The sequence below is a fragment of the Acinetobacter sp. AR_0276 genome, assembly GCF_003000705.1.
Lineage (GTDB): Bacteria > Pseudomonadota > Gammaproteobacteria > Pseudomonadales > Moraxellaceae > Acinetobacter > Acinetobacter nosocomialis.
Map to the genome: position 1 here is coordinate 3,900,807 of NZ_PSQO01000004.1, position 12,040 is coordinate 3,912,846.

The following is a 12,040-nucleotide window of genomic DNA, read 5'->3' on the forward strand; positions in this document are numbered from 1 at the left end:
CTCTTTATTTTGCTGCAAAAGCAATTACTGAAATTTTGTCTGATGGTTGTTGAGGAAAGCTGTCTGAGGTAAACAGTTGGTCAAGCAATCCATCAAAAACCTCTATTCCTTTACTGAAAATACCGTGGGTCACGTATAGAACGACCTTATGGCAATTGAGACGACGCAGTTCTTTGGCAATACCAATAAAGGTTGCACCGCCGTCGCAAATGTCATCGGTAATGACCGCTGTTAGGCCTGATAAATCAGTTGTATGTACATGTGTACCCAAAATTTTGCCAGTCACTGGATCACGTTTTTTATCGCACTGAACAATATTGATTGGTTGTTTGCGCTCAGAATTAAAAGCATCTGCAACCATTTGTGTACGTGCTTTTGCGCCTTTGTCTGGGCAAATCAGTACTGTTTTTTCATCTTTTAATAATGTACTTAGCGCTTCACTCTTTTCGATGATGTCGACTGAACTCACATTTACAACTTCACTAAAAGACGTATTGGCAGCAAGTAAGGCTGTAGTGACTTCACTATGGCAGTCCCAAACAGTCACTTTGCCTTGTTTGCCTGCTTTTTTATCTGCATTAATGTTGAGTAACTTAGTCATCACATCAAGCGAGAACGCTTGGCCTACTGCACAAATACGGTCCTGACGTGCATATGGAAAATACGGAACTTCTAGGTCAATGGTTAAACCTTGAGTCAGCAATATATTTTCAAGTAGTAAATAGTCCATCACATCGTGACTTGAGGTCATTTGCGCGCGGACCAATACCTTGCCAGATAGTGAACCTAAGGTTGTCTCATCAATTTGAACATGACGCTCGCCACCAGAAAACTGCGTAAATTTCACTGGAATTTCATTTCTTGCCGCATCTAAAAGCTGGATAGCCATATCATCCTCTTTTTGTCTGATGACCTTCGATGAATATATAGTGGCATAAAGCCACTATATATTTCAAGTCTATTTTTCAAACTTTTTTCAAAGCCCTTTAAAACATAAAATTTGCAGTTTTAGAGCATTTAGAGATTTGTTATTTAAGAAAATTTATTCTTCAAACATTTGAAATAAAAAATTAATTTACGAAAAGCATGACGAGTAGAACTATTATTAAAAGTAGCGGATATAACTTTGCCCGCCATAAATCAGGTAGTTTTGAAATAAATTTTTCTGAAAAATATAGTCCGATCCATGTTCCAGCAACCAAGAATAAAGCAGCTTCAAACCAGATTAGTCCGATAAATCCACTAGGTGCCCATGTAGATTGCCAAATTGACAATACACAGTAAGTAAACGTTGCAGTTAAAGACAGAGGCAGTGTGAGAATATTTGCAATAGCCGCGGCCTCTGCCATAGAACTACCCCGCCGCCGCAACAACGGAACTGTCATTACGCTGCCACCCACACCTAAAAGTGCCGCAACCCAACCAATTATTCCGCCTTTAATCAGTTCACTGTTTTGACCATGGTCTTGCTTTTGTTTTGATGCAACCATAAAGCCTGGTCGGTAATAACAATCTAGAATGGTTATGAATACATAACCCATAAATATCCAGCGAAGCCAATTTCCATTAAACAATGAGGCCATTACTGCACCCACAATTCCCCCAAATGCGATACCACCCCATAAAAAATTGATCTTTTGCCAATCTATGTGTCCAGACCGATAGTGTCGAAAGGTTGCAAAACTTGCCGAACACAGCATGACAAAAGCGGACGTAGCAACGGCGATTTGCATGGCATGTATGCCGACACTACTTTCACTGCTCCACTTTTGAATAATGACTGCATAAAGCAAAGGCACAGCAACAAATCCGCCACCAAAACCAAATAACCAAGTGGTAACGCCTGAAAGCAATCCAAATAAAAATAGCTCATATAGCATCGTTATCTTCCTCACGTTTATAGAGGCATGATATAAAATAGCTTTATGGCAAACTAACGTATAAAAGCCATATTTTTATTTATTTCAGACAAAAATATATGCGTAATATTTCAGTTAACGATGTAGACCATCTACAGCAAGCGGTTCTAGCGTTAGGATCGGACTATCCTGCTGATACCTTGTTAGATACGCATAGCCATCGCCGTGCACAGTTCTTATATGCACCCGAAGGCCTCATGAAAGTTGAAACTGAAGATGGACAATGGCTCGTGTTACCGTACAGCGGTGTATGGATACCGGCAGGCAAACCACATCAGGTATGGTTATCTAAAGTCAGTACTTATAGTTTGTATATAGAAGTGAGTAATGCCCCAAGACAAGCAAACTATTGCGAGGTTATACAAGTCTCGCCTTTGTTACATCAACTGCTCATTCAAGCAAATCAATTATCTATTGATTACTCGCACTCAGGCCGTGACGGTGCTCTTATCGATTTATTGTTATATGAGTTAGAAGCTGCACCAGCCCTACCTCTATTTATTCCATTGCCTCACAACACATTATTATCTAAACAGTGTGCTGAGTTTATGGAGCAACCCGATATTCATAGCAGCCCTAAAGATTGGGCACATGACCACAATAAAAGTGAACGAACTTTTCATCGTTGGTTTAAGTCTGAAACTGGCTTGTCCTTTCAAGCTTGGCGTAATCGAGTCTGCATTATTTATGCTTTAAATGCCTTAAAAGAGAATATCTCAATTACAGAAATTGCTTTTAGTTTAGGCTATGAACATTCGGCAGCTTTTACCGCAATGTTCAGTAAAATTATGGGTTATCCGCCTACCCATTTTCAAAAAAGATTTCATGCACATAATAAATCGCTATAAAGATTTACTCATGTGTATAGTGTCATAGGTATCGATCCATTCGCGTTGAATAACCTCAAAGCCTTGGAGCCGCCAAAACTCTTCAGCCGCAGGTAAAAATGGATGGGTATGCAAATACAAAGTTGTAATTGCTCTGTTTTTTGCATGACTAAACAACATGTTGCATAGCTGAGTCGCGATGCCCTTACGGCGGTATTCAGGCAATACAAACAACTTAACGACTTCTACCGTATTGGACGGTAAATTTAAATCAAAACGATGGTCATACGCCCGATATGCAATGGTACCAATAATACGGTTTTGGTCTTTTACCGTAATAAAGCAGCCCAATGGGTCTTTAACATAGGACTGCTCAAAATTCTGTAAATCTTTAGGAATTTGCCCATGATAGATTTCTGGGAATAACAACTGTCTTGTATAAAGTGCAAACTCCACCGCAGGCTCATAATCTGTTTTGCCAACCACCTGATAATTCAACATATTCATAGCCAAGAATGATCAGGAATCACAATGGTTTTGTCTTGAATCATGGCTTCATGAAACTCAACATCGTAGACACTTTTTAAAAACTTCGGATCGGTGATTCGAGTTTTTGACTCAGGCTTAACCACCTCATGTTGGCGCATAAAAAATAGATGATCTGCAAATAAAAAGGCCAAATTGGGATCATGCATAATTGCAATCACCGTAAAATTTTGCCGCGACAACTGACGCAACTTTTTCATTAAATAAGACTGGTAATAAACATCGAGATGATTGGTTGGCTCATCGAGCAAAATAACTTTTGGAGCTTGCACTAAAATACGGGCAATCATAACCAATTGCCGTTCACCACCCGATAACTCGGTATAAGGACGGTCACGTAAATGCTCAATATCTAAATCAAGCAAAGCTTGGTTTACACGTTCCCAGTCTGATTTTGAAGGTCTATATCTGCTAAAAGCAGCACGCCCTGTAATCACCACATCTTTAACCAAAAATGGAAATACGGTTTTATGAAACTGCGGTAAAAAGCCAAGTAACGCAGCCCGATCTTTTCCTTTAAAGTCCGATAATGGTTTTCCAGAGTAACGAATCAAGCCATCTTTTACGGGTTCTAGACCCGCCATCAATTTAAAAAGTGTCGATTTACCACAGCCATTACGCCCTAAAATCACTGAAAACTGATTTTCGGGAAACTCCAGATGAATATTTTTAAGAACCTGTTTGTGCCCATAGGCATAATTTAACTGATCAATTTGAATCATGCCCAATGAGTCCTCTGTGTTTTCATTAATAATAAGAAAAATGGCGCACCAAGTAACATGGTAAAAATACCAATTGGTATTTCAAACGTCAGTAAAACCCGAGAAAAGTTATCAATCAACAGTAGAAAACTGCCGCCCAGCACCATATTGGCAGGAATACTGTAGCGGTGATCTGGTCCAACCAACATTCTCACAATATGCGGCATAAATAGCCCATATAAACTAATAATGCCAGCAGCAGCCACAGACGTTGATGTACATACAGTTACTAGTACAATTAAAAGAAGCTGTTCCCATCTTGGATTAACACCAACCGCCTGCGCTTCTTCAGCACCGAGTGCCATTAAGTTTAAACGCCAACGCATCGCAAATAATCCGGCAAGGCCAATACAGATTGGTAGCACGGCGTATTGAACTTTTTGCCAAGACGCCTGATGTAAGTTGCCCATCGTCCATTGCACAATCGCTTGTAGTTTAAATGGATCACTTAAGTATTGAATAACGGTAAGTCCTGCCAAAAACAGCCCCGAAACAATCATGCCTGATAAAATTACCATGACTAAAGACGTCTGGCTTTCATGTTTCTGGTGCGCAAATAAATAGGTTAAGCCAACAGCGCATACACCAAAAATAAAGGCTGATAGATTTGGCGAAAGCCAACTTAATGAAAGCGCTAAAGCTGCACCGAACGCTGCACCAGATGAAATACCGAGTACATACGAATCGACTAAGGGATTACGAAACAATGCTTGCAAGCCATTACCCGCAGTTGCTAATGCGGCTCCCACCATAAAGGTCAGTAAAATTCTAGGCAATCTGACATTCACAATAATGTTCTGCATCAGCCTAAATTGTTCTGCATCAAAATATGGTGTACCAAAGACTGCTTGTACCCCCCACCGCAAATAATCCCATGCACTTAATGTTTGAGTTGGTCCAATGAGCAAAGAGATAAAAATCATGAGGAAAGGTAACGGGTAAAACCAATAATATTTCAGCTTTTCCATATTTATGACACCAACACTTTGGCAAGCTGCTCACCATACAACTTGGTTAAAATACGCTGTTGTAAAGCACTTACAGGTAAGTCGGACTGTTCAGGATAAATACTGTGATTTAGATAAATCGCCGTAATAATAATTTTGATGGTATGCGGGTTATATATAAATGCAGGACTCAAATTAAATACCTTTCGGTTTTGTACGGCACTTAAGTCTTGTAATTCTTTTCGTTCATAAATTAGTTTGGGATTGGTATTCCAAAGCACAATATTGTCAGGGTTCCATTCAATTAAAGTCTCAGGGTTTACGTTGGGCTGGTTAGCAGCAGTCTGAACAATGTTGTAAGCACCAGCCAGCTCAATAAAATCATTGGTAATCGACTCCCGTCCTGAAGTAGAAAAAATTCGCCCTCCTGACCATGCATAATAAATCGATTGTTTATTTGGCTGACGTGCAGTTTTGGCTGCGACCTCCGCCACAATTTCATCAGAGAAACTTAAGATTTCTTGAGCACGCTTTTGGGCACCACTAAGAAGGGCAATTTCAGATAGTTCTTCTTTCACCTGTTTATAGGTGCCTGACTCCATTACATATACAGCGATGCCAAATTGCCGTAACAGTTCAATCGTTTGGGTTTGCCCACTTCCCAAAATGACCAAATCTGGTTTTAGCAACACGAGACTTTCAATATTAGTTGCATTGGCTCCTTGTGAAGGTGCTGCAAGCTGCTTATTGGCAATGCGTTGATCTATTTTTGAATAGGCATTAAATAATAAAGGTTGAATATATACTTCGGCAGGTATACCAATCACTTTATGACCTTGCCCTAGCATATAGAGGCCATCTAAACCCGACTCAAACAGAGAAACGATTCTTTGCGCTGGTTTAGCTACACAGACTTTAGTATTTGTACTATCAAAAACACATATTGAATGGGAAGTTGAGTTTTCTTGAGTTTTTCTATTTTGCTCAGATGAAGAGCATCCGCATAGAATCAACAATGTGAGTATGGGAGCCAACAACCTCATGATGGCCCCAAATGCACAAACATAGTGCAAAATAAAAAGATGTGTTTATTTAGTGCATTTTTCATGTGAAAAAAACACCATAAGTGAGCAAGAGTGTTGGAATTATCATTAATACGTTAGCAAATTAAAAGTTGTGAAGAAGATAATTATGATTAAGCAATAAAAATGCCAGCACTACAAATGAGTTTGAATATGCAGCAGAACGAATCTGCTGCTTTTTTATAAAAAAATTAAAATTTACCAGTCTTAAGTAAAGCAATAATTACATATGATTCATGCGTTCTAATTCACGAATTAAGCCAGAATGATCAAGCTCACCGTCTCCGGCAGTAAGCATATTTTCGAATAATTGGCTGACTTTTTGGGCAATAGGTAAATTCAACTCAAGCGATTTAGCATAGCTAACGGCTGTATGAATGTCTTTATGCTGGTTTCGAGCTGTACCTCCCGGTTTAAAATCTCGATTTAACATGCGTTCGCCATGCTGTTGCAAAATCGGTGAATCAGCAAAACCACCTGTTAGTGCTTCTTTTAGTTTTATCGGGTCAGCTCCTGCTTTAGTGGCAAGCAATAAACCCTCACTCACGGTTGCAATGGTAGATGCGACTATCATTTGATTGACGAGTTTTGCCAACATTCCACAGCCAGCATCTCCAACTAAAATTGGTCGCCCCATGGCAGATAGAACATGTTCAGCATGTGAAAATATTTGAGCATCACCACCTACCATAATTGCCAGACTTGCATTTTGAGCACCTTTTTCACCGCCAGAAACAGGTGCATCTAAATATCCAAGTCCTCTTTCTTTACATTTTTCACTTTGTGTCTTTGCAACTTCAACAGGTATCGAACTCATTACTATGACCGTGCTTTCGGGTTTTAGCTGTGAGATTGCACCACATTCTTGAAATAGAATTTCATCACAGGTTTTTCCATCACTGAGTATACAAATCAGAAACTCTACATCTTTTCCAACTTGTTCAAGTTCACTACAAACATGTGCACCAGCTTCTTTTAAACTTTCTGCTTTAGATGAAGTTCGATTCCAAACCTTAACTTGATGACCAGCTTTTAATAAGTTCATGGCCATTGGCATTCCCATAATGCCCGTTCCAACAAAACCAATTCGAGCCATTATTTCATCTCCGTAGCAGTCCGCACTTTAAGTCGCTGTTGTTCTACTTTTAGGCTATCAGACTTTAACTTTGCCAAAAGCAGTAACCCCAAACCGCCCATGGCAACAAATCCGGCAATGGCAAGGAACGCTACTGTATAGGTGCCCGTGGTGGTATATAAGTAGCCTGTTAAATATGGACCAGTAAAACCACTTAAATTACCTACAGAGTTAATTAAGCCAATACCGGCTGCAGCGCCCACTCCTGTTAGAGTCTGCCCAGGGATAGTCCAGAAGATATTAATCGCACTAAATACACCGATTGCGAGCAGAATAAAGCCCACAATAATTGCCCACGGTTGATTCACAATCAAAGCAATCGCGATTGCGAAAGCCGCCATAAGTGCAGCACAAGCACCGTGTTTATAACGTTCTTGTTTACGGTCAGAACGGCGGCTCCATAAAACCATTCCAACCGCCGCAAATGCATATGGAATAGCAGTGAGTAAGCCATTTTGGATAAGGCTGATTTGCATACCGAAGGTATTACGGAACGACTCTAAAACACTTGGTAAGAAGAAGAACATCGCATTTGAACCAGACGTAATTCCAAAATAAACAATTGCCATAATCCACACTAAAGGATTTTTAAACACTTGTTTAATGAGTTCACCTTTTGTTAAAGCAGCATCGGCAGATTGCTGTTTTTCTCGTTCTTCACGCTCTAGCGTATTCATGAGCCATTGACGCTGCTCAGCTGTTAACCACTGTGCTTCTTTTGGGTTATTGGTTAAATATTTTAGGCAAACTAGTCCTAAAATAATGGAAGGAATCCCTTCTAAAACATACATCAAACGCCAGCCTTCATAGCCAATGGTATTGCCCCATTGCATAAGACCGACCGAAATTGGTGCTCCGATAATTTGAGCAATTGGTAACCCTAAATAGAAGGTCGCGAAGACACGGGCACGATATTTAGCAGGAAACCATAAGGTTAAATAAAAAATAACTCCCGGAAAGAAACCCGCTTCTGCAATACCCAGTAAAAACCGTAAAATAATAAATTGAGCCCCACTATGGATAAATCCCATAAGTCCGGCAATAATTCCCCAAGTAATCATGATTCGGGCAATCCAGATCCGTGCACCAAACCGATGAAGTAAAACATTACTCGGTACTTCTGCAATAAAGTAACCCAAGAAAAATACACCCGCACCTAAGCCAAAAATAGTTTGGGTAATTCCAATTGCATCATTCATATGTAGCGCAGCAAAACCAATATTGGTTCTATCTAGAAAGGCCATAATGAATAAAATAATAAGAAACGGGATAATTCGACTCGAAATACGCTTAATTGTCTGCTCTTCGAGAGCAGTGACATTTTTGATATCTTCCATAATAACTCTCACATGAATTGGCGATCACTGCCATTAATTTTGGGTATCTTCTATATGTGCCTGAATGATGCTTTCAAAATTCTCATCTGCTTGGAAACCTAAAGATTCGGCATATTCGGCTTTCACTTGAACCGGCCAACTTTGAACAATCCTTTGAATCGTTTTATCTTCCTGCCACTGCACTAAATCAGTTGCTTGTTTACCGGCAACTTTTTCAAGAGCCTCAAGCATTTGCTTAACGGTAACGGTCAATCCCGGTAAGGGAATAATTCGGTTATCTTGGAGTGCTTCTGAAGAAATTGACGCAGCCTTAATCATTGACTCAACACAGCGTCGTGGTGAAGTAATGAAAACTGGAGTATCTGGTGGGACTGGACAAATAGCCGTTTCACCTTTTAAAGGCTCGCGGATAATTGAACTAAAAAATGTAGATGCAGCTTTATTAGGCTTACCCGGACGAACCACAATTGTCGGTAATCTTAAAACACGGCCATCAATAAAGCCTTTACGCGAATAATCTGAAACGAGCAATTCTCCTACTGCTTTTTGCATACCGTAAGAGGACTTTGGTGTAACCACCGTATCATCTGTTACAACTTCTGGTAATTGACCACCAAATACAGCGCAGCCACTCGCAAAAATGACTCGAGGCATTGTTTGTTTTTTTCTTAATTCTTCTAATAAATTTAAAAGGCCATAAAGGTTTACATCCATTCCCAAGTCAAAATCAGCCTCTGCTGCCGAACTCACCACAGCAGCCAAGTGCCAAACAACATCAATATTTTCTGTGATGTTTGCGACTGTGGTTTTGTCGGTAATATCCCCTACAATCACCTCAATCTTAGGGTCTTGCGGTAAATCATCACCAGCAAATGCATCAAACAAAATAATTTTATCGATAGGCTTAGCTTGATTACCGTCTAAGGTTAGGCTTCCGGTTTTTAAAATCTCTTTGGCAATTTGCTTTCCAATAAAACCCGTGCCACCAGTAATTAACACATTCATACAGGGATCCTTTCCTAATTCTTATTCACTTAAAGATTTTTAATCATCATGAATTAAACGATAAGGAGTCCCTGTAATAATTTCCAATGAATAATTTCTAAATATTGATAACTTTTTAATATCAGTTTTATGATGAAACTTTGACTAAATTAAGTAAGCTTTCTTTTAATTTAAAAGCCCCAAGTCTTCTATGACTTGAGGCTGAGGACTTTACTTACGTTTTGCATTTTTAAGTAAAATATTGATAAATGCTGCGGCTATATCAGACACTGGTTCATCTTTACGTGTCAAAATTCCATAATCTTGGGCATCTAAAATCAGGTCTGTTTCTAAAATCTGTAGTTGTCCTTCTTTCACCTGATCAATCACCATTGCTTCTGGCAACATGCCCACCATAGGTGCACCTTTTAAGATCTGTAAAAAGGTTTGCATCGACATGGTATTTACCGTATTTAAAGGAATTTTGACTTTAGCTCGGGCGAATGCACCTTCCATACGCTCCCGAATGGGTGTGCCTTTAGGATAAAGTACCCACGGCCATTTTAATAATTCTTCTAATGTACAAAACTTTTTCTGGGCACATGGGTGCGCATTATTGACAACAATGCAGAAAGGTTCAGGGCCTAAAGGCTGGAAATCGAAAAACTGGCTTTGCGTAACATCGGTAAAACGGCCTATGGCTAAATCTAGAGTATGTTCACTCAACATTTCCATTAAATGGTCACTGGTCTGTTCAACAACATCGATAGAAAGTAGCGGCCATTGTTTCTTAATTTCGATAATTGAGTTTGGAATTACCACGGCGGTTGCTGCAAATATTCCCCCTACTTTTAAAAACCCATGTCCACCCAATCGTAAAATCTCGATGTCTTCAACAAAATGTTTTGCGTCATTCAAAACACGCTGTGCATAACGAATGACATGTTCACCCAATGCCGTTACGGGCATATTTCGGGGCAGACGCTCAAAAACCTGAAACCCAAGAAGGCCCTCAATTTCCTTTAGCATTTTACTTACAGCAGGTTGACTTAAATTCATCTGCTCGGCAGCCAAATGCATGTTATTGGTTCGAGCTAACGTCTCTAACAAAACCAAGTGCTTGAATTTAAGCCAGTTATTTAAACTTGAGTAAGTCAGATCTGCCATTTTTAAAATTCCTTTTCAATAACCACAGGTTATTAATAATTAAATTATTACGATTGGTGTTTATTAAATAAGAAACATATCATGATTTCAAATAAAAGAAGGATGCTTTAAATGAACTTTACGTTAAATTCCCAGAACTCATTACCAGACGACGCGACTCAAGGATGTTTAATTGGCCGTGCGTGGATTCCAAGTCAAATTTCGGGTCCATCCCCTATTATTTTAAGAGGCAATCAAGTTTTTGATATTTCGGAAAAATTTCATACTATTTCCGAGCTACTTGAAAGCGTTGATCCTTTAAAAGCTTTATCTGAAATTGAAGGAAGACAAGTTGGTTCAATTGATGAGTTATTTGCCAATACTGTCGCCGAGCCAGATACCAACAAGGCATACTTTTTAGCCCCAATTGATTTACAAGTAATTAAAGCGGCAGGTGTTACCTTTGCTGCAAGTATGTTAGAACGTGTGATTGAAGAACAAGCTGGTGGCGATGCACAAAAAGCTCAATCGATTCGTGAAGTTGTACAAGGCGTAATCGGTGATAGTTTAAAAACAATCGAACCCGGTTCTGAAAAAGCGCTACAACTCAAAGAATATTTAATCGAACAAAAAATGTGGTCTCAATATCTTGAGGTGGGTATTGGTACAGATGCCGAGATTTTTACTAAAGCCCCTGTTTTAGCAGCTGTAGGCACAGGACAAAATATTGGTATTCATCCAAAGTCTGAATGGAATAATCCAGAGCCGGAAGTCGTATTAGTTGCCAATAGCCAAGGTAAAATTTTAGGCGCGACTTTAGGTAACGATGTGAATTTACGGGACTTTGAAGGCCGTAGTGCCTTACTGTTGAGTAAAGCGAAAGATAACAATGCATCTTGTGCGATTGGCCCATTTATTCGCCTTTTTGACCATACTTTTACTTTAAATGATATTCGTGCTTGCGATGTTGAACTGCAAATTCAAGGCACCGATAACTTTGTGTTAAATGGGGTGAGTTCTATGTCGCAAATTAGCCGAGATCCTGAAGATTTAATTCAACAAACTCTTAATGAAAACCATCAATATCCAGACGGTTTTGTTTTGTTCTTGGGTACTTTATTTGCACCTACTCAAGATCGAGAACAAGCTGGGGCTGGCTTTACCCATAAAGTAGGAGATGTTGTCCGTATTCATTCACCTAAACTTGGTACTTTGTACAACACGGTTATGACCAGTGACAAAGCAACGCCGTGGAATTTTGGAATAAATGCTTTGATGCGTAATTTGAAGCAGCGTGAATTACTATAATTTTCACGTATTATCGATCGGTTGAATTGCAAGATTCATCTCGTAAAT

The 12,040-nt window shown here is 39.5% G+C and carries 12 protein-coding genes; 2 read left to right on the forward strand and 10 right to left on the reverse strand.

What is annotated here, in order from left to right:
- Positions 1 to 4: 4 nt before the first annotated feature.
- Together CSB87_RS19635 and CSB87_RS19640 are read right to left on the reverse strand one after the other, a co-directional pair.
- Positions 5 to 889 (reverse strand): phosphoribosyltransferase family protein, encoded by an 885-nt coding sequence (locus CSB87_RS19635; RefSeq protein WP_006581565.1) that lies wholly within the window; start codon positions 887 to 889, stop codon positions 5 to 7.
- Between the two features lie 181 nt (positions 890 to 1,070).
- Complete coding sequence (locus CSB87_RS19640; RefSeq protein WP_004887148.1) at positions 1,071 to 1,880, reverse strand: sulfite exporter TauE/SafE family protein; 810 nt, start codon at positions 1,878 to 1,880, stop codon at positions 1,071 to 1,073.
- A gap of 98 nt (positions 1,881 to 1,978) precedes the next feature.
- On the opposite strand from CSB87_RS19640, the gene CSB87_RS19645 reads away from it, so the two are divergent.
- Complete coding sequence (locus CSB87_RS19645; RefSeq protein WP_004887146.1) at positions 1,979 to 2,767, forward strand: AraC family transcriptional regulator; 789 nt, start codon at positions 1,979 to 1,981, stop codon at positions 2,765 to 2,767.
- Here the strand turns inward: CSB87_RS19645 and CSB87_RS19650 are convergent.
- The 8 genes from CSB87_RS19650 to CSB87_RS19685 all read right to left on the reverse strand — a co-directional run bounded on the left by CSB87_RS19650 (position 2,762) and on the right by CSB87_RS19685 (position 10,705).
- Positions 2,762 to 3,253, reverse strand: coding sequence for a GNAT family N-acetyltransferase (locus CSB87_RS19650; protein WP_004887143.1), 492 nt, complete (start codon positions 3,251 to 3,253; stop codon positions 2,762 to 2,764). The genes CSB87_RS19645 and CSB87_RS19650 overlap by 6 nt on opposite strands.
- A complete protein-coding gene (locus CSB87_RS19655) occupies positions 3,250 to 4,014 on the reverse strand; it encodes an ABC transporter ATP-binding protein (RefSeq protein WP_004887141.1) in 765 nt (254 codons plus the stop codon). Before CSB87_RS19655 ends, CSB87_RS19650 begins: the two co-directional genes overlap by 4 nt.
- Positions 4,011 to 5,021 carry a FecCD family ABC transporter permease gene (locus tag CSB87_RS19660; RefSeq protein WP_006581568.1) on the reverse strand — a complete coding sequence of 337 codons (1,011 nt, stop codon included), beginning with the start codon at positions 5,019 to 5,021 and terminating at the stop codon, positions 4,011 to 4,013. The genes CSB87_RS19655 and CSB87_RS19660 overlap by 4 nt, the downstream gene beginning before the upstream one ends.
- A 2-nt stretch (positions 5,022 to 5,023) precedes the next feature.
- Positions 5,024 to 6,043, reverse strand: coding sequence for an ABC transporter substrate-binding protein (locus CSB87_RS19665; RefSeq protein ID WP_004887137.1), 1,020 nt, complete (start codon positions 6,041 to 6,043; stop codon positions 5,024 to 5,026).
- 262 nt (positions 6,044 to 6,305) lie between these two features.
- Positions 6,306 to 7,178 carry an NAD(P)-dependent oxidoreductase gene (locus CSB87_RS19670; protein WP_004887136.1) on the reverse strand — a complete coding sequence of 291 codons (873 nt, stop codon included), beginning with the start codon at positions 7,176 to 7,178 and terminating at the stop codon, positions 6,306 to 6,308.
- Positions 7,178 to 8,554 carry an MFS transporter gene (locus CSB87_RS19675; RefSeq protein WP_004887133.1) on the reverse strand — a complete coding sequence of 459 codons (1,377 nt, stop codon included), beginning with the start codon at positions 8,552 to 8,554 and terminating at the stop codon, positions 7,178 to 7,180. The genes CSB87_RS19670 and CSB87_RS19675 overlap by 1 nt, the downstream gene beginning before the upstream one ends.
- A 33-nt stretch (positions 8,555 to 8,587) precedes the next feature.
- Positions 8,588 to 9,559, reverse strand: coding sequence for a D-erythronate dehydrogenase (gene denD / locus CSB87_RS19680; protein WP_006581571.1), 972 nt, complete (start codon positions 9,557 to 9,559; stop codon positions 8,588 to 8,590).
- Between the two features lie 210 nt (positions 9,560 to 9,769).
- Positions 9,770 to 10,705 carry a LysR family transcriptional regulator gene (locus CSB87_RS19685; protein ID WP_000774594.1) on the reverse strand — a complete coding sequence of 312 codons (936 nt, stop codon included), beginning with the start codon at positions 10,703 to 10,705 and terminating at the stop codon, positions 9,770 to 9,772.
- A 111-nt stretch (positions 10,706 to 10,816) separates the two neighbouring features.
- Here CSB87_RS19685 and CSB87_RS19690 point away from each other — a divergent pair, with 111 nt between their 5' ends.
- Positions 10,817 to 11,992 (forward strand): fumarylacetoacetate hydrolase family protein, encoded by a 1,176-nt coding sequence (locus tag CSB87_RS19690; protein ID WP_004887128.1) that lies wholly within the window; start codon positions 10,817 to 10,819, stop codon positions 11,990 to 11,992.
- Positions 11,993 to 12,040 lie beyond the last annotated feature (48 nt).

Coding starts and splice junctions, on each gene's coding strand:
- CSB87_RS19690 (WP_004887128.1), top strand. CDS start 10,817: ATGAACTTTACGTTAAATTCCCAGAACTCATTACCAGACGACGCGACT.
- CSB87_RS19645 (WP_004887146.1), top strand. CDS start 1,979: ATGCGTAATATTTCAGTTAACGATGTAGACCATCTACAGCAAGCGGTT.
- CSB87_RS19685 (WP_000774594.1), bottom strand. CDS start 10,705: ATGGCAGATCTGACTTACTCAAGTTTAAATAACTGGCTTAAATTCAAG.
- CSB87_RS19655 (WP_004887141.1), bottom strand. CDS start 4,014: ATGATTCAAATTGATCAGTTAAATTATGCCTATGGGCACAAACAGGTT.
- CSB87_RS19650 (WP_004887143.1), bottom strand. CDS start 3,253: ATGAATATGTTGAATTATCAGGTGGTTGGCAAAACAGATTATGAGCCT.
- CSB87_RS19670 (WP_004887136.1), bottom strand. CDS start 7,178: ATGGCTCGAATTGGTTTTGTTGGAACGGGCATTATGGGAATGCCAATG.
- denD (WP_006581571.1), bottom strand. CDS start 9,559: ATGAATGTGTTAATTACTGGTGGCACGGGTTTTATTGGAAAGCAAATT.
- CSB87_RS19665 (WP_004887137.1), bottom strand. CDS start 6,043: ATGAGGTTGTTGGCTCCCATACTCACATTGTTGATTCTATGCGGATGC.
- CSB87_RS19675 (WP_004887133.1), bottom strand. CDS start 8,554: ATGGAAGATATCAAAAATGTCACTGCTCTCGAAGAGCAGACAATTAAG.
- CSB87_RS19660 (WP_006581568.1), bottom strand. CDS start 5,021: ATGGAAAAGCTGAAATATTATTGGTTTTACCCGTTACCTTTCCTCATG.
- CSB87_RS19635 (WP_006581565.1), bottom strand. CDS start 889: ATGGCTATCCAGCTTTTAGATGCGGCAAGAAATGAAATTCCAGTGAAA.
- CSB87_RS19640 (WP_004887148.1), bottom strand. CDS start 1,880: ATGCTATATGAGCTATTTTTATTTGGATTGCTTTCAGGCGTTACCACT.